Annotated in this window: 13 protein-coding genes; 6 read left to right on the forward strand and 7 right to left on the reverse strand. The window is 56.1% G+C overall.

Going from position 1 to position 18,008, the window contains the following annotated elements; all coding sequences use genetic code 11:
• Positions 1-260 precede the first annotated feature (260 nt).
• From AC2IBB_RS08635 to AC2IBB_RS08665, 7 genes are all read right to left on the reverse strand, one after another.
• On the reverse strand, positions 261-1,004 hold the full coding sequence (locus AC2IBB_RS08635; RefSeq protein WP_486332477.1) for a 16S rRNA (uracil(1498)-N(3))-methyltransferase: 744 nt from the start codon (positions 1,002-1,004) through the stop codon (positions 261-263).
• Positions 1,005-1,006: 2 nt separating this feature from the next.
• Positions 1,007-2,359 carry an adenosylmethionine--8-amino-7-oxononanoate transaminase gene (locus AC2IBB_RS08640; protein ID WP_486332478.1) on the reverse strand — a complete coding sequence of 451 codons (1,353 nt, stop codon included), beginning with the start codon at positions 2,357-2,359 and terminating at the stop codon, positions 1,007-1,009.
• A gap of 103 nt (positions 2,360-2,462) precedes the next feature.
• Positions 2,463-5,249 (reverse strand): bifunctional diguanylate cyclase/phosphodiesterase, encoded by a 2,787-nt coding sequence (locus tag AC2IBB_RS08645; protein WP_486332479.1) that lies wholly within the window; start codon positions 5,247-5,249, stop codon positions 2,463-2,465.
• Positions 5,250-5,508: 259 nt separating this feature from the next.
• The gene (gene metF, locus AC2IBB_RS08650; RefSeq protein WP_486332480.1) at positions 5,509-6,372 is read right to left on the reverse strand and encodes a methylenetetrahydrofolate reductase [NAD(P)H]; all 864 of its coding nucleotides are present in this window, start codon (positions 6,370-6,372) and stop codon (positions 5,509-5,511) included.
• Positions 6,373-6,449: 77 nt separating this feature from the next.
• The gene (gene ahcY / locus AC2IBB_RS08655; protein ID WP_486332481.1) at positions 6,450-7,841 is read right to left on the reverse strand and encodes an adenosylhomocysteinase; all 1,392 of its coding nucleotides are present in this window, start codon (positions 7,839-7,841) and stop codon (positions 6,450-6,452) included.
• Between the two features lie 106 nt (positions 7,842-7,947).
• The gene (gene metK, locus AC2IBB_RS08660) at positions 7,948-9,108 is read right to left on the reverse strand and encodes a methionine adenosyltransferase (RefSeq protein ID WP_486332482.1); all 1,161 of its coding nucleotides are present in this window, start codon (positions 9,106-9,108) and stop codon (positions 7,948-7,950) included.
• A gap of 17 nt (positions 9,109-9,125) precedes the next feature.
• Positions 9,126-10,205: an ArsR/SmtB family transcription factor gene (locus AC2IBB_RS08665; protein WP_486332483.1), complete on the reverse strand. Its 1,080-nt coding sequence runs from the start codon at positions 10,203-10,205 to the stop codon at positions 9,126-9,128.
• Between the two features lie 294 nt (positions 10,206-10,499).
• Here AC2IBB_RS08665 and tkt point away from each other — a divergent pair, with 294 nt between their 5' ends.
• The 6 genes from tkt (at position 10,500) to AC2IBB_RS08695 (ending at position 17,964) form a co-directional block, all read left to right on the forward strand.
• On the forward strand, positions 10,500-12,509 hold the full coding sequence (gene tkt / locus AC2IBB_RS08670) for a transketolase (RefSeq protein WP_486332484.1): 2,010 nt from the start codon (positions 10,500-10,502) through the stop codon (positions 12,507-12,509).
• 33 nt (positions 12,510-12,542) lie between these two features.
• Entirely contained in the window at positions 12,543-13,556 is a 1,014-nt protein-coding gene (gene gap, locus AC2IBB_RS08675) for a type I glyceraldehyde-3-phosphate dehydrogenase (protein ID WP_486332485.1), read from the forward strand.
• 103 nt (positions 13,557-13,659) lie between these two features.
• The gene (locus AC2IBB_RS08680; RefSeq protein WP_486332486.1) at positions 13,660-14,826 is read left to right on the forward strand and encodes a phosphoglycerate kinase; all 1,167 of its coding nucleotides are present in this window, start codon (positions 13,660-13,662) and stop codon (positions 14,824-14,826) included.
• Between the two features lie 121 nt (positions 14,827-14,947).
• Positions 14,948-16,012 (forward strand): class II fructose-bisphosphate aldolase, encoded by a 1,065-nt coding sequence (gene fba / locus AC2IBB_RS08685; RefSeq protein WP_486332487.1) that lies wholly within the window; start codon positions 14,948-14,950, stop codon positions 16,010-16,012.
• 255 nt (positions 16,013-16,267) lie between these two features.
• Positions 16,268-17,308 (forward strand): alpha/beta hydrolase, encoded by a 1,041-nt coding sequence (locus AC2IBB_RS08690; RefSeq protein WP_486332488.1) that lies wholly within the window; start codon positions 16,268-16,270, stop codon positions 17,306-17,308.
• Positions 17,305-17,964, forward strand: coding sequence for a YiaD family glycine zipper/OmpA-like lipoprotein (locus AC2IBB_RS08695; RefSeq protein ID WP_486332489.1), 660 nt, complete (start codon positions 17,305-17,307; stop codon positions 17,962-17,964). The genes AC2IBB_RS08690 and AC2IBB_RS08695 overlap by 4 nt, the downstream gene beginning before the upstream one ends.
• Positions 17,965-18,008: the final 44 nt, after the last annotated feature.

Below are 18,008 nucleotides of genomic sequence, written 5' to 3' on the forward strand. Positions count from 1 at the left end.
AACATGCCCTGCGTTTTCGGAGGGAGTCAATAATAGACTGAAAAATAAAAGAAAAAGAAAGCCCCAAAATACGGACGGACGCACATTTATTGAACTGGCCGAAAAAAGCGGCCTTTTGCAGCCGCTTTTCCACAAAGTTATCCACAGGTCGTCCGGTTTTATTAGGCTATTTCAGGACGAAATGTCGGCATGATCAGGAGCGTTTGAAGTAAGGTTTGTAAGCGCCCGCTTTTTTGCCGCCTCCTGCATGGCGGGCCGCTTTATCTTGACGTAGGATTGCCGACGTCTCCCCACAGCCACTGCATGAGCGCCAGCGCCGCTACGGGGGCGGTTTCAGTGCGGAGGATGCGCGGGCCAAGCGGCGCGTGCACAAATCCGTGACGCTCCGCCAAGGCGACTTCCTCGTCTGTAAACCCTCCTTCCGGCCCGATCAGCAGACATACGCTGGTGGGACGATGCGCAGGACTCCAGGCGCGCGGGTCCCCAGGATGAAGAATCAGCTTCAGTTCCGCCGTTGCGCTTTGCAGCCAGCTCTCCAGTGGGGTTACGTCGCCGATGTCAGGAACGCGGGAGCGTCCGCATTGCTCGCAGGCGCTGATCGACACCTGGCGCCAGTGACGCCAGCGTTTGTCCTGACGTTCTCCGTCCAGGCGTACTTCGCATCGCTCGCTCAGCAGCGGCGTGAGCGCCGTAACGCCCATTTCCGTGGCTTTTTGAACGGCGTAGTCCATGCGTTCGCCCCGGGACAGTACTTGCCCAAGATGAATCCTGAGTGGGGACTCTGTGTCGACTTCCTGGGGCGCGGACAGCGTGATCTCCACATCACGGCGACCCACCGCCAGGACTTTGGCGGGGAAATCGCGACCGTCTCCGCTGAATAAATGAAAAGCGTCGCCGGGACGCATGCGCAACACGCGTCCCACGTAATTGGCCTGATCGCCGGTCAGCGTCAGCTGATTGAGACCATCAAGAGGCTGGTCGATAAATATTCGGTTGTTTCTCAAGTTTAATCCTTAACCGCCAGTTGCAGCCCATCCCAGGCCACTTTGGCCAGATGAGCGATCTCGTCTTCGCTGATCACATAAGGCGGCATGAAGTAGATGACATTGCCCAGAGGACGCAGCAGCGCCTGATTCTTCAACGCGTGCTCATAGACCCGTATGCCGCGCCGCTCCTGCCAGGGGAAGGGCGTGCGTGAGGCCTTGTCCTGCACCATTTCAATCGCCAGGACCATTCCAGTCTGGCGAACCTCCGCCACATTGGGGTGGTCTTCGAAATGCGCGGTATGCTCGCGCATGCAGGCAGCAAGCCGTTTATTTTGCTCGATCACAGGCTGATTCTGGAAGATGTCCAGGGTCGCCAGCGCCACACTGCAGCCAATAGGGTTGCCGGTGTAACTGTGGGAATGCAGGAAAGCGCGCATAGTGGCGTAGTCGTCGTAGAAGGCGTCATAAATGAAGTCGTGAGTCATGACCACGGACAAGGGCAGATAACCGGCGGTCAGGCCTTTCGACAGACACAGGAAGTCGGGCGAGATATCCGCCTGCTCACAGGCGAACAATGTGCCGGTGCGACCGAAGCCGACCGCAATCTCATCCGCGATCAAGTGCACGCCATGGCGGTCGCAGGCTTCCCGCAATAACGTCAGATACACCGGATGGTGCATGCGCATGGAGCCGGCGCACTGCACCAGCGGCTCAAGGATCACCGCTGCGGTTTCATGGGCGTGCTTCTGCAGCGTCTCCTCCATGTGCGCGAACTGGCGTCGGCAATACGCCTCCCAGGATTCACCGGCCTCGCGATGGAAGCAGTCGGGACCGGGAACGTTGATGACAGGATTGAGAAGCTCGTTGTAGGTTTCTTTGTACAAAGCGACGTCGCCTACGGCGAGCGCGCCCAGGGTTTCACCGTGGTAGCTGTTGCTGAGATTAATGAAGCGGGTTTTTTTTGGTTGGCCGCTGTTGCGCCAATAATGGAAGCTCATTTTCAACGCTACTTCGACGGCGGAGGACCCATTGTCTGCGTAGAAACATTTGTTGAGGCCTGCAGGCGTCACTTCCGCCAGCCGCTCTGACAACTTCACCACAGGTTCATGCGTGAAGCCGGCCAGGATGACGTGCTCCAATTGTTCTATTTGCGATTTGATGGCGTCATTAATGTAAGGGTGACTATGGCCGAACAGGTTCACCCACCAGGAGCTGACGGCGTCGATATAGCGATTGCCGTCAAAATCCTCCAGCCAGACGCCCTTGCCGCTTTTGATCGGAATCAGGGGGAGAAACTCATGATCCTTCATCTGGGTGCAGGGGTGCCACACACGCTTGAGATCGCGCTCCCGCAGTTCTGCGTTGGTAGTCAAATCCAGGCTCCTAATTTTGTCCGGTAAATTCGCGGCCTATTGTGACATAGGGTGGAGTCCCAGTGGAGCCCGAGTGGAGCCCGGCTGCAGATTGACAAAGGGCTTAGTCGTCTTGAGTCTGCACGCTGAAGACCTTCTCCAGCATCATTGAGACCTCGCGGGGTTGCGCTGGCGGGCTGAACAAATAGCCTTGACCGTAGTCGCAGCCTGACTCCCTGAGAACGGCGAGTTGCTGGGGCGTTTCCACCCCCTCTGCGACAATTTTCATATCCATGGCGCGTCCCATCTTCACCAGCGCGTCCATTAATACTTCTTCTTTGGATTTGCGGCCCAGGTTACGGATCAGCAGGCCGTCCAGCTTAAGCATGGATATGGGGAGATCTTTCAGCAAGGTGAGGGAAGAGGCGCCGTGGCCGTAATCGTCCAGTGATAGTCTGACCCCCATGTGATGCAGCTCCATCAGACTGCGGCGGCTTTCTTCGAACTCGTTGAGAAGGTTGTGCTCGGTCAGTTCCAGCACCAGAGAGTTCGGCGGCACTTCACTCTGCCGGATGATGTCGCGCCAGCGCTTGATGTGCTGTGAGTTGATCAGTTGGCGCCGGGACATATTAACGGCGATAAACGGTTGCTGATCGGCAGGGCGAGAACGTCGCCACTCCGTCGCCAGATTGAGCGCGTTTTGCAGCAACCATTCGCTGATCTGGACAATATTGCCGGTTTCTTCCGTGATGGACATGAACTCTCTGGGATGCAGTTCGCCAAAACGGGGATGCAGCCATCGTAATAGCGCTTCTGCGCCAGCCAGACGCATGGTTTTCAGGTCGATGATAGGTTGAAACTCCAGATGGAATTGTTCGTTCTGTGTGGCTTCTCTAATATCGCTCTCCAGCATCTGACGGCTGGCGACGGCTTCGTTCATACGTTCTTCAAAAAAGCGGTATTGGTTGCGGCCATTGTCTTTGGCCTTGTACATGGCGATATCGGCGTTTTTGATCAGGGTGGAGGCGTCTTCGCCGTCTTTGGGAAACAGCGTCACGCCAATGCTGGCGCCGATGTTCAGCTCGTAGTCGCCGACGCTGAAGGATTCCGCCAGTTGCTGCAGCAATATTTTGGCGACATGAATGGCGTCAGTCTCTTCCCGCAAATGCGGCAGCACAACGGTGAATTCGTCGCCGCCCAGGCGAGCCAGCATGTCGCTTTCCCGAAGTCGCGACTTGAGCCGACTGGAAACCTGCTGCAATAGCTTGTCCCCGACGCCATGCCCCAGGTTGTCGTTGACTTGCTTGAACCGGTCCAGATCAATAAACAGCACCGCCAGCCGCGCGTGTTCCCGTTTGTGGCTTGAGATCAACGCGTTGAGGTGCTCAAACAGGTAGCTGCGGTTCGGCAGCCGGGTCAGCGGATCATAGTAGGCTTGCAGGCGGATCTGTTCCTCGCTGCGTTTACGGTCGGTGATGTCGTGCACGATCAGATAGAGACAGGAGCTGGCTTTGTCCTTGATCTCTGAAACGTACATTTCCACCAGGCTGGAGCGGTTGTCGCCGCGACGGGCGGCAATGACCGTTTTGCCGGACTGCAATGAAGGGAGCCAGTTTTCATCCAGCATCTCATTGTTTTCAGAAAGAAATAAGCGGGAGGCGGAAATATTCCCCATCATGTCAGTGGAAAAGCCGAAAAACTGGCAGGCGGCGGGGTTGGCGTCGATGACCTTATTGCGCGAGGGATCAAGAATAATTTGTACGGCGTCGCAGTGTTCAAACATTTGTCGGTAGCGGCGCTGGCTGCTTTCTAATTGTCCTGCGGTGAGGAAATAACGTTGTATAAGTGCGGCGAATAGCACGATCAACGCCGCCAACGCCATTTCCGGCGCCATTTGTTCAATGATGGCGCTTCGTATGACGGATTGCTCTACGCTCAGCAGCAAATGCCAGGGCGTTTCATCTATGTTGGTGCGAATCAGAGCATAGCCTTTGATGTCGAGAAATTTGTCAGTAGGAATATCTTTGGGATGGGATATTAAGTTGTCGACCCCTGCGGGCAGCGCCTCTGGAAAAGTGGCGGCGGTTTTCGCGTGAGACGAAGTGAGTGTCGGGTGCGCTAATAACTGGTGTGACTGATTGACGATAAACAACTTGCCCGCTGATAAGTCAGGACTGAGTACGAACTCTCTGAGAACGTCGAGGGTAATGTCGATGGCCACGGCGCCATGAAAGACGTCCTGGGCGTAGATAGGCGCGGCGGCGGTCACCATAAGACCTTCCCCAAACTCATCCACGTACACGCGCGTCCAAAAAGGGACGCGTTCAGGGTTGTGATAGGGTAAGGCGAGGGTAAAGAACTCCAGTGACAGTGACTCGTTGGTGTAAGCGAATTTACTGGACTCTATCCAGGGGGCGATATAGAGAAAGCGGCTCTGAGAGATGTAGTAAACCCAGTTGGACTCCGGCAGGTTTTCTTTCGTGGCGCTAAAGATTGGCGTTAGCGCCAGCGCCATTTCCAGTTCGCGGTAGTAGTTCGGCTGACGATCTTTTATGTCGCCCAGACCAGTCAAATTGCCCACTTGGCTTGGCGTATACGGTGGCCGAAGGTTGTCCATGGCGAAGAGATTGCGTGTCGGGTCATAGACGATATTGGCGGACAGATCGCTGTAAAGGCCCTCTTCGCGATGGTTCAGCAAATAACTTTCCGCTGCGCGGCGCATAATGCCAATATGTTCCATGATGCGTCGTGTGGAGGCGTTGACGTTTTTCTGCGTCTGCTGCAGCTCCACCTGCATGGACTGGTAGTAATTGCGCGTGCGTTCGCGGTAATCAAGCAGGATCAGTACGACGCAGGCTATGAAAATAATCAGCAACGCTGCGAGTCTGCCTGCGGTAGCCCCCAACTTCATTATCAGCCTGCCCCCTGGTTTATGGATTCAGTATAGGTAATGGCCGGTTATTTGGCGAAGCGCCAGGCGCTGCGGCGCAACACCTGCTAAGCAGATAAGAGAATAACTAAAAACATTGAGGATTATCGACGTGAAAAGGCCAGAGAGCGGGAAGAGATGTTGGAAAACAGGACGAAAGCAGGGAGAGAGGCAGGATAAACGAAGGGCCTGCCGGATAGTCCATGCAGGCCCTGTCTTTGAGTCGACGTTTGAGTCTGGGTCAGAAAGAGATCTTGTCGCCCAGATTCAGATTGTCCCAGACCGACAGACTTGGCTCCGCCTGATTCAACGTATAGAAGTGGATGCCGGGAGCGCCGGCTGCGAGCAGACGTTCACACAGGCGTGTCACCACTTCCTCGCCGAACTTGCGAATGCTTTCCGAGTCGTCGCCGTAGGCTTCCAGCTGTTTGCGCACCCAGCGAGGAATCTCCGCGCCGCACATGTCGCTGAACCGCGCCAGGCTGCTGTAGTTGGTGATTGGCATGATGCCGGGCACGATAGGCAGGTTCAGGCCTGCTTTTTCGCACCGTTCAACGAAATAAAAATAAGAGTCGGCATTGAAGAAATACTGAGTGATGGCGCTGGTGGCGCCGGCTTCCACCTTGCGGCGGAAATTGTTCAGGTCCGCCTCCGCGCTTTGCGCCTGGGGGTGAAACTCAGGATAAGCCGCCACTTCAATAGAGAAGTGATCGCCGGTGCGCTCGCGAATATAGCTGACCAGCTCATTGGCGTAACGCAGTTCGCCGGGTGCGCCCATACCGGAAGGCAGGTCGCCGCGCAACGCGACGATGCGTTGAATGCCGTTGGAGCGATACAGGTCCAGCAATTCGCCGATGGATTCCTTGGTGGCGCCGATGCAGGATAAATGGGGCGCGGTGGAAATGCCCTGTCTGTGCAGCGTCAGCACGGTGTCGATGGTGCGCTCGCGGGTGGAGCCGCCTGCGCCGTAGGTCACGGAAAAGAAATCCGGCTTGCGCTTGGCCAGCTTGTCTCGCACCACCTGCAGTTTTTCCATTCCCTCAGGGGTTTTGGGAGGGAAGAATTCAAAACTGAAACGCCGTTTAAACTGAGTTTGGGATTCCATTAGCGTATTGCCTCCGGTTTAGGGAATCTCTCGGGACAACCGGCGGCGCGGCGGGGCCGCGCCAGACCGGCGGTCGATCAGTACTTGTAGTCCGCAGGTTTGTACGGGCCTTCCACTTCCACGCCGATATAGTCGGCTTGAGGTTTGGTCAGCTTGGTGATGACGCCTCCGAAACCCTGCACCATGTAGCGCGCCACTTCTTCGTCCAATTGTTTGGGCAGCACGCGAACGTAAAGGTTTTTGGGTTTTTCGTCGGCAGACAGGTCAGCGAACTTGCGTTCGAACAGATACATCTGCGCCAGCACCTGATTGGCGAAAGAACCGTCCATAATGCGGGAAGGGTGGCCCGTGGCGTTGCCCAGATTCACCAGGCGCCCCTCTGACAGCAGCAACAGGTGATCGTTCTGATCCTTGTTGCGGTGCACGATATGCACCTGCGGTTTCACTTCGTCCCATTCCCAGTTATCGCGCATAAAACGGGTGTCGATTTCGTTGTCGAAGTGACCGATGTTACAGACGACTGCGCCGGACTTGAGCGCCTGCAGCATGTACTTGTCGCACACATTGACGTTGCCGGTGGTGGTGACCAGCAGGTCGGTATGCCCGAGTAGCTCACGGTTAACGCCGTCAGCGCTGCCGGTGTTGACGCCGTCGATGTAGGGAGAGACGACTTCATAGCCGTCCATGCAGGCCTGCATGGCGCAGATAGGGTCGATTTCGCTGATCTTGACGATCATGCCTTCCTGACGCAGTGACGCTGCGGAGCCTTTACCCACGTCTCCGTAGCCGATGACCAGCGCTTTTTTACCCGCCAACAGATGGTCGGTGGCGCGTTTGATGGCGTCATTCAATGAGTGACGGCAACCGTATTTGTTGTCGTTCTTGCTCTTGGTGACGGAGTCGTTGACGTTGACCGCAGGCACTTTCAGTTCGCCTTTCTTCATCATGTCGAGCAGACGGTGAACGCCCGTCGTAGTCTCTTCGGAAATGCCGTGGATGTGATCCAGCATTTGCGGGAATTCGTTGTGCAGAATTTCAGTCAGGTCGCCGCCGTCGTCCAGCACCATGTTGGCGTTCCAGGGCTGTCCGTCTTTGGTGATGGTCTGCTTGATGCACCAGACGTACTCTTCTTCAGTTTCGCCTTTCCAGGCGAATACGGGAACGCCCGCCGCCGCGATCGCCGCCGCTGCGTGATCCTGAGTGGAGAAAATGTTACAGGAGGACCAGCGCACTTCGGCGCCCAAGGCCACCAGGGTTTCGATCAAAACCGCAGTCTGGATGGTCATGTGGATGCACCCCATGATGCGGGCGCCGGCCAGCGGCTGCTGCTCGCGATATTTTTCACGCAGCGCCATCAGTGCAGGCATCTCGCCCTCGGCGATTTCGATTTCTTTACGTCCCCAAGCCGCCAGGCTGATGTCCTTGACCTTGTAGTCGCTGAAGTTATCTACAGATTGTAACTGAGCCATGTTTGGTGTCCTATTGCTGATCCTAATGAGGGAGGGCGGGTCGGGCCCGCCGGAAGTCTCGGTCTGTTGCAAAAAGAGCCTCGGGTGAGGCTCTTTGCTATGGGAATCAGATGCCGGCTGCGGCGCGCAGAGCGTCGGCCTTGTCGGTTCTTTCCCAGCTGAAGCCGTCGCCGGTGCGGCCGAAGTGTCCGTAAGACGCAGTCGGACGATAGATTGGGCGTTTCAGGTCCAGCATTTCGATCAGGCCGCGTGGACGCAGATCGAAGTGCTCGCGCACCAAAGTGGCGATTTTGTCGTCGCTGATCTTGCCAGTGCCGAACGTGTTCACGGAAATAGAGGTGGGCTCCGATACGCCGATTGCGTAGGAGACCTGAATTTCACACTTGGCCGCCAGACCGGAAGCGACAATGTTTTTGGCGACGTAGCGGCCTGCGTAGGCTGCGGAACGGTCCACCTTGGACGGATCTTTACCGGAGAATGCGCCGCCGCCATGACGAGCCATGCCGCCGTAAGTGTCGACGATGATCTTGCGACCGGTCAGGCCGCAGTCGCCCACTGGGCCGCCGATGATGAACTGGCCGGTTGGGTTGATGTGGTATTGGGTGTCGCTGTGCAGCCACTCTTCAGGCAGTACGTGCTTGATGATTTCCTCCAACACTGCTTCGCGGATGTCGGACTGCTTCACGTCTGGCGTGTGCTGAGTGGACAGCACTACTGCTTCAACCGCTACCGGCTTACCGTTTTCGTAACGCAGCGTCACCTGGCTCTTGGCGTCTGGACGCAACCAGGGCAGGATGCTGTTCTTGCGCAGGTAAGCCTGTCTTTCCACCAGACGGTGGGAGTAATAAATCGGAGCGGGCATCAGCACGTCAGTTTCATTGGTCGCGTAACCGAACATCAACCCTTGGTCCCCGGCGCCCAAATCTTTTTCGCTGGCTTCGTCCACGCCCATGGCGATGTCGCCAGACTGCTTGCCGATGGCGTTCAGTACCGCGCAGGACGCGCCGTCAAAGCCAACGTCTGAGCTGTTGTAACCGATATCCAGAATGACGCTGCGGACGATGTCTTCCAGGTCCACGTAAGTGTTGGTGCGCACTTCGCCGGCGATAACCGCCATGCCCGTCTTCACTAAAGTTTCAACCGCCACTCGCGCGTTTGGATCATCTTTAATGATGGCGTCAAGGATAGCGTCAGAAATCTGATCCGCCATCTTGTCCGGATGGCCCTCAGATACTGACTCGGAAGTAAAAATGGAATATTCGCTCATCGCATGCGTCCTTATGGTTAAAGATTACAATGACTGGGGTGGGTTGATGTTGCGGAACCTTCGGACTGACATGCGGTTGCGCCAGTCAGCGTTTGGCTCCCGTTTTTGGGCAATAAAAATTGGCGCACCTGGATCTGAAACCCATTGCGCACGCCTATATAAATGCTTTCGCCTTCCGCCAGGCCCGACTGCGCTCCCCAACGGGAGATTTCAGTGCTGTCGAAGCCCAGCCACAAATCGCCGCAGGACTCTCTGGCCCAGGACTGATCGTGGCGGCTCAAGTCGCTCAAAATCAACATGCCGCCGGGGCGCAACAAGGCCGCGCAATCGCGAATCATGTCCGCTGGCGACGCCACATGGTGCAACACCATGTTCATCACAATCACATCAACGCTGACGCCCTGTTCGAGGGCGCTACGCGTATCTCCTACGATAAAGCGCACGTTCGACAATTGTCTGGCGTCCGCAAAATCGCGTGCTTTTTGCAACATTTCCTCGGAGTTATCCAAGGCGATGACGGAATTCGCCATCGTCGACAGGTCTTCCAGAAAGGCGCCTTCGCCGGGGCCGATTTCCAGAAGCGTGTTGACCTTCTCGCCGGCCAACTGCTGCTGCAACATATCCCGCACCGGCGTGGCGTATAACGGATATTCCGCAATCAACTCCTGGTGCGCCTGGAAATGCTCAGCGTACCGGGAAAAAAACGCCTGACTTTGCTGTGCGCGTTGCTCTCCTACATTGCCAATACGGTCACGGGCGTCCGCAGTCAGCGGCAACAGGTCCAGATTACTGAACAACTGCAGCCGCGCCAGCTCGGCGCTGTCGTCGCCGGCCAGAATAGGACGTCGGTAGAAAATACTGTTACCTTCCCGCTGGGCTTCCACCATCCTGGCCTTGGCCAGCACTTTCAGGTGATGGCTCATGGCGGATTGTTTGACGTCGAATATCGAACACAATTCCAGCACCCCGTAGGCGTTCCGTTCCAGGACACGCAATATTTCCAGACGCAACGCATCGCCGCAGGCCTTATAAACGCCAGCCAGTTCTGCGTAGTCTGCAGCGGCTTCGGTACCTGCGCTGTCGCTGTGTGGGAGCATGGAATCATTCATAGGCCAAAAGTTTAGCAACATCAAAAAATGCGTACAAGAACTATATCAAAAAATTTTGATATAGTTTCTCTGGCGCAAAAAATGGGCTGTTTTTTGCAGTGAATGGCAGTAGGACAAGGCGGCGTCGCCGCCTTGGAGACGGGCTTGAGGGATGAACGGGCGGTAAACTGGGGGATTGGGGCGATGAAATTTGCTCCTACCTCTTTAATGTATGAAAATACGCACTCGTTTTTGACCCCCCTAATCACAAACCAAAACTCGATCTGAGAGGGAGTGAGCTGAATGCCATCTCGTAAAGAACTCGCCAACGCGATTCGCGCGTTGAGTATGGATGCTGTGCAAAAAGCCAAGTCAGGACATCCCGGAGCCCCGATGGGTATGGCGGACATTGCGGAAGTGCTGTGGCGCGATTACCTGAACCACAACCCGACCGATCCCTCCTGGATTAACCGCGACCGCTTTGTTCTGTCCAACGGTCACGGGTCCATGCTGCTGTACTCCCTTCTGCACCTGTCCGGATACGATCTGGGCATCGAAGACTTGAAAAATTTCCGTCAGCTGCACTCCAGAACGCCAGGTCACCCTGAATACGGCTACGCGCCGGGCGTCGAAACCACCACGGGTCCTTTGGGGCAGGGCATCGCCAACGCCGTGGGCATGGCGCTGGCTGAGAAAGCGCTGGCGGGCCAGTTCAACCGCGACGGCCATGACGTCATCGACCATTACACCTATACGTTCCTCGGCGATGGCTGTCTGATGGAAGGCATTTCCCACGAGGTGTGTTCTTTGGCGGGCACTTTGGGGCTGGGCAAACTGATCTGCTTCTATGACGACAATGGCATCTCTATCGATGGCGAAGTGGAAGGCTGGTTTACCGATGACACGCCCAAGCGCTTCGAAGCCTACGGCTGGCAAGTGATTCCGGGCGTCGATGGACACAATGCCGACGCCATCAAGCAGGCGATTGAGCAAGCGCGCGGCAATACCTCACAGCCGACGCTGATCTGCTGCAAAACTATCATTGGCTACGGCGCGCCCAACAAGCAGGGCAAAGAAGAGTGTCACGGCGCGCCTCTGGGCGATGACGAAATCGCCGGCGCGCGTCAGGCGCTGGGCTGGACCCACGAGCCTTTCGTGGTTCCCGAAGATATTTACGCCGCCTGGAGCGCGAAAGAGAAAGGCGCGGCTATGCAACAAGCCTGGTCCGAGAAATTCGCTGCATACCAGCAGGCGCATCCTGAATTGGCTGGCGAGTTGCTGCGTCGTAGCGCCGGCAAACTGCCGGAAGATTTCGCCGCCAAAGCGGACGCCTACATCGCAGAGTGTCAGGCCAAAGGCGAGACCATCGCCAGCCGTAAGGCGTCTCAGAACAGCATCAACGCATACGCTCCGCTGGCGCCGGAACTGTTGGGCGGCTCCGCTGACCTGGCGGGCTCCAACCTGACTATCTGGAAAGGCAGCAAAGGCGTCAGCAAAGAAGACGCGGATGGTAACTACATTTACTACGGCGTGCGTGAATTCGGCATGTCCGCGATCATGAACGGCGTGGCGTTGCACGGCGGCTTCATTCCTTACGGCGCCACTTTCCTGGTGTTCATGGAATATGCGCGCAACGCGGTGCGTATGGCTGCGCTGATGAAGCAACGCTCTATCCTGGTTTACACCCACGACTCTATCGGTCTGGGCGAAGACGGTCCAACTCACCAGCCGATCGAGCAGCTGGCCAACCTTCGCACTACCCCAAATATGAGCACGTGGCGTCCTTGTGACACGGTTGAATCCGCTGTCGCCTGGAAAAGCGCGATCATGCGTGAAGACGGTCCAAGCGCGTTGATTTTCTCGCGTCAAAACTTACCGCATCAGCCCCGTGACGCTGAGCAGGTAGCGAATATCGAGAAGGGCGGCTACATCCTGAAGGATTGCGCGGGCCAGCCTGACCTGATACTGATCGCAACCGGTTCTGAAGTTGGTCTCGCCGTCGCTTCTGCTGAAGCGCTGACTGCGCAGGGTCACAAAGTACGCGTTGTGTCCATGCCGTCTACCGACGTTTTCGACAAGCAGGACTTCCATTACCGCCAGCAAGTGCTGCCGTTGGAAGTAAGCGCTCGCATCGCGATCGAAGCGGCGCACCAGGACTTCTGGTACAAGTACGTTGGCCTGGACGGACGCATTGTGGGCATGAGCACTTTCGGCGAGTCCGCGCCTGCCAACCTGCTGTTCGAAGAGTTCGGCTTCACCGTGGATAACGTGGTGGCCCAGGCGCAAGATCTGTTAGACTCGCTGGATGCATAAATCCACTTACTGACAGAAGAACGCCTTAGCGGTATGACCCATCGTATTGCCATTAATGGGTATGGCCGGATCGGGCAAAGCGTGTTGCGCGCGTTGTACGAATCCGGCTATCGCCAATCCATGGAAATTGTCGCCGTCAATGAACTGGCGGACGCGGAAACCATCGCTTACCTGACGCGTTATGACACCACCCACGGTCGTTTCCGTGGGGAGGTGTCTTTACGGGACGGGCAACTGATGGTCAATGGCGACAGAATCCGCATCCTGCGTGAAGAAGATCCGGCCAGGGCTCCCTGGGCGGATATCGGAGTGGATCTGGTGCTGGAATGCACCGGGGCCTTTTCCGACCGCATGACCGCAGAAAAACATCTGCGCAGCGGCTCCAGTCGCGTGCTGTTTTCTCAACCGGCCGAAGCCGACGTGGATTACACCGTGGTATACGGCATCAATCACGACGGCCTGCGGCAAAGTCATCGCATCGTTTCCAACGCTTCCTGCACGACCAATTGCATCGTCCCCATCATCAAGGTGCTGGACGACAATCTTGGCGTGGAGCGCGGGGTGATCACCACTATCCATTCCGCCATGAACGACCAGCCGGTTATTGACGCCTACCACCATCATGATCTGCGCCGCACGCGCAGCGCGATGGCGTCCATCATTCCGGTGAACACCGGTCTGGCGAAAGGCATAGAAAGGCTGTTGCCGTCCATGGTCGGTAAATTTGAAGCGAACGCGGTGCGGGTGCCTATTATCAACGTATCCATGATGGACCTCACGGTGTGCGTATCCCGTGAGACGGATATGGAGGAAGTCAACGGCTTGCTCAAGGCCGCCTCACAGAACGCTTTCGCTGGAATCCTTGGCTTTTCCGAAGAGCCGCTGGCTTCCTGTGATTTCAACCACGATCCTCGCAGCGGGGTGGTGGACGCCAATCAAACCAAAGTCAGCGGCGGACGACTGATAAAAATAATGGCCTGGTTCGATAACGAATGGGGCTTCGCCAATCGCATGCTGGATACGTCAGCGCATTGGCTGAGTCTTTAGCGCCAGATCCCGGCCGCCGCGGCGCTCGCCGGGATTATCCTGCCGACGCCATAGGGAAGGGTTTTAAACGATAACCACTGTTTTGTTGAAATGAGGAACTGTTATGTCTGTGATTAAAATGACGGATCTGGATTTGCGCGGCAAGCGAGTGTTAATCCGTGAAGACCTGAACGTGCCCGTCAAAAACGGCAAAGTGACGTCCGACGCGCGTATCCAGGCGGCGCTTCCCACTATCAAACTGGCGATGCAGCAGGGCGCCAAAGTGATGGTGATGTCTCATCTGGGGCGTCCGGAAGAAGGACAGTTCTCCGAAGAAAACTCCATGCAGCCCGTGGGCGCTCATCTTTCCAGCCTGTTAGGACGCGAAACGCCCGTATTGCGTGATTATCTGGACGGCGATTTTGAGGTGGAAGAGGGCGGTCTGGTTCTGTTTGAGAACGTGCGCTTCAACGTCGGCGAAGGCAAGGACAACGAAGAGCTGTCCAAGAAGTATGCGGCGTTGTGCGATATTTTTGTTATGGACGCTTTCGGCACCGCGCACCGTGCGCAGGCTTCCACCCATGGCGTCGCTCAATTCGCGCCCGTGGCCTGCGCCGGGCCTTTACTGGCGGCGGAGCTGGAAGCGCTGGGTCAGGCTTTGGATAAACCACAAAGACCCATGGTCGCTATCGTGGCGGGCTCCAAAGTATCGACTAAGCTGGACGTGTTGAACTCTTTGTCGGAAGTCTGCGATCAATTGATCGTTGGCGGCGGCATCGCCAACACCTTCCTGGCGGCGGCCGATCACAAAGTCGGCAAATCTCTGTGCGAAATGGATCTGCTTGATACTGCTCGCAGCATTGCGGCCAAGGTGCAAATTCCGTTGCCTACGGACGTTGTAACGGCGAAAGCGTTCAGCGAGAGCGCTGAAGCATCCGTTAAGCCGATTGCCGAGGTGGCGGACGATGATATGATTCTGGATATCGGACCTCAGTCTGCGGCCGCCCTGGCGGAGCTGCTTAAGTCAGCTAAGACGATTCTGTGGAATGGTCCGGTCGGCGTGTTTGAATTCGATCAGTTCGGCGAAGGCACCAAAACCCTGGCCAAAGCCATTGCTGAATCGGATGCGTTTTCCATCGCCGGCGGCGGGGACACCCTGGCGGCGATCGATAAATATGGCGTATCTGATAAGATTTCGTACATTTCCACCGGCGGCGGCGCGTTCCTCGAATTTGTGGAAGGCAAGACCCTGCCGGCTGTGGCCATGCTGCAAAAGCGGGCCGCCGAGTAAGTTTTGGGGACAGACTGTAGTCAGATTGTCGGCTCAGAAAACGCGACGGACCAAGTATCCGTCGCGATGGTCGATGCGAGAGATTAATTAACTAAAAATTGAACACTATAGGGGATGAGAAATGGCACTGATTACCATGCGCCAGCTTCTGGACCATGCGGCTGAACACGGTTACGGCGTTCCTGCATTTAACGTCAATAACCTGGAGCAGATGCGGGCCATTATGGAAGCTGCGGACCAAACCGACAGCCCTGTGATCGTGCAGGCGTCTGCGGGCGCCCGCAAATACGCAGGAGCGCCGTTCCTGCGTCACTTGATTCTGGCGGCGATTGAGGAGTTCCCTCATATTCCGGTAGTGATGCACCAGGATCACGGCACTTCGCCGGCAGTATGCCAGCGTTCCATTCAGCTGGGCTTTTCCTCCGTCATGATGGACGGCTCCCTCGGGGAAGACGGCAAGACCCCGACTACCTATGAATACAACGTCGACGTCACCCGTCGCACTGTGGAAATGGCCCATGCATGCGGCGTTTCCGTAGAAGGCGAGTTGGGCTGTCTGGGCTCTTTGGAGACCGGCACGGCGGGCGAAGAAGACGGCATTGGCGCTGAGGGCGTTCTCAGCCACGATCAGATGCTGACTGATCCGGATGAAGCGGCTGACTTCGTTAAGAAGACCCAGGTTGATGCATTGGCTATTGCTATCGGCACCAGCCACGGCGCCTACAAATTCAGCCGTCCGCCTACAGGCGACATCCTGGCGATTGATCGCATCAAAGCGATTCATGAGCGCATCCCCACCACACATTTGGTTATGCACGGCTCCTCCTCCGTTCCTCAGGACTGGCTGGCGATCATTAACGAATTCGGTGGTGAGATTGCGGAAACCTATGGCGTGCCGGTGGAAGAAATTCAGGAAGGCATCAAGCACGGCGTGCGTAAGGTCAATATTGATACCGACTTGCGTCTGGCCAGCACTGGCGCAATCCGCCGTTTCATGGGGCAGAACAAGTCTGAATTCGATCCGCGCAAATATCTGGCTGTAGCCACCAAGGCTATGAAGGAAATCTGCGTGGCGCGTTATGAAGCGTTCAATGCCGCCGGTCAGGCCAGCAAAATCAAGACGATGTCGTTGGAAGCCATGTTCCAGCGTTATGTTCGTGGCGAACTCGATCAGAAGATCAACTGATCCGCTGACCGTATAAGACCTTAAGGAAGGGAATGTCCCGCCGCAGATAATGCGGAGGGTGTTCCCTTTTTTATTGTTAATCTTGATTCGAGGCGGATCATGGTAAATTAGCCCGGACCGCGAGCCCGGGATTTGGTCTATGCTGAACAGACGTCGGTTTGATAGCCGGCGCGAAGATAGCGGCGGCAATGAATGCCTCGCCAAAAGGAATCTGGGGCGGGCCGGCCCGACCTGAAATTAAGGTTTGATTTTTTCATGACGCCATTCTGGGACAGAGAACTCCTGCGTAAGCAACTGCGTCCGATTTCGTTTAAAGACGCGCCTCATATCACTGAGATAGAAAAACACTACTGCAGTTACTACCGCATCGATAAAGAAACCCGCATTACCGGCGTAGCGCATCGTCTGGGGTACTTTGAGGCCATTGGTTACCGTCTGGCCTGTCATATGTATACGCCACCCAGGCCGCGAGGTACGGTATTCGTATTTCATGGCTATTTTGATCACGTAGGCCTGTTCGGCCATTTGATCGAGCACTTGTTACGCGATGGCTATGCGGTCGTCGCTTATGATTTGCCGGGGCACGGATTGTCCAGTGGGGAGACTGTGTCGATCAAGAACTTCGCCCAGTATCAATCCATACTGGAAGCCTGCCTGATGTTGTGCGACGGCAACATGCCGAGACCATGGATGTCCGTTGGACAGAGCACAGGGGGGGCGGTACTGATAGAGTATTTGTTTAGCAACCGCTTCACTCCTGCAAGCAGTCCGTTTCTGCACTGGGCGTTTCTGGCGCCGCTGGTGCGCCCGCAAGGGTGGCGCTCCGTGGTGATGCTGCATACCTTGTTTGGACCTTTTATTCGTACCTGGCGTCGGGTATTTATGGCCAATTCCAACGACCCCGAGTTCATTAAGTTTCTTAAGGATAAGGACCCTTTACAGTCGCGAGCGGTGTCTATCGATTGGGTTGGCGCGTTGCGCCGGTGGGTAAAACGTATTGAAAGCACAGACCCGCTGGAGCAACCTGTCACCATTGTGCAAGGCAAGGAAGACACTACCGTGGACTGGCGCCATAATATTCCGCAACTACAACGTCTGTTGCCGAATGCGGAAGTGCGATATTTGGATACGGGACGTCATCAACTGGTAAACGAATCGCCAGAGATCCGCACAAGGGTCTTTGGCTGGATCAGTGAAGCTTTTGACAGGGCTATCGCTGATCAGCGTTCAGCTTCTGTTAAGAAAAATGAAACTAAAATTACCGCCAACTCTGATAAATCTGGAGATAGAGAATGAAATTTAAGCTTTGTGCTCTTGTAGTAGCGGGTTCCCTGGCCGCTGGATGCCAAACCTACGATCCCTACACCGGGGAGAAGAAAACCGCTAACGCAACTACTGGCGCTGTCATCGGCGCGGTTGCTGGCGCAGCGATCGGCGCGGCCACTTCCAGCAAGAAAGATCGCGGCAAGGGCGCTCTGATCGGCGCAGCTGCGGGTGGCGCTGTAGGCGGGGGCATCGGCTATTACATGGACAAGCAAGAGTCTGAGCTGCGTCACCGTCTGGAAGGCACTGGCGTGCGCGTCGTGCGTAACGGCGACGAAATCACTCTGGTTATGCCCGGCAACATTACCTTCGATACGGGACGTTCGGATGTCAAAGCCAACTTTTACGACACTCTGGATTCAGTTGGTCTGGTGTTGAAAGAGTTCGACAAAACTATCATTCAGGTCAGTGGCCACACCGACTCTACTGGTAGCCTGGACCTGAACCAGCGTTTGAGCGAGCAGCGCGCCAGCAGCGTTGGCCGTTATCTGATTTCACAAGGCGTGCTGAGTTCGCGCGTTCAGACAATCGGTTATGGTCCGCGTTATCCTGTCGCAACCAACAGCACCACCGAAGGCCGTGCAGCCAACCGTCGCGTTGAGCTGAAATTGGTGCCAATGCAAGGCTGATAAACCGCGCATTCGTTGAAAAAGCCAGCCTGAACAGGCTGGCT

The sequence above is a fragment of the Hahella sp. NS-SX17 genome, assembly GCF_057367735.1.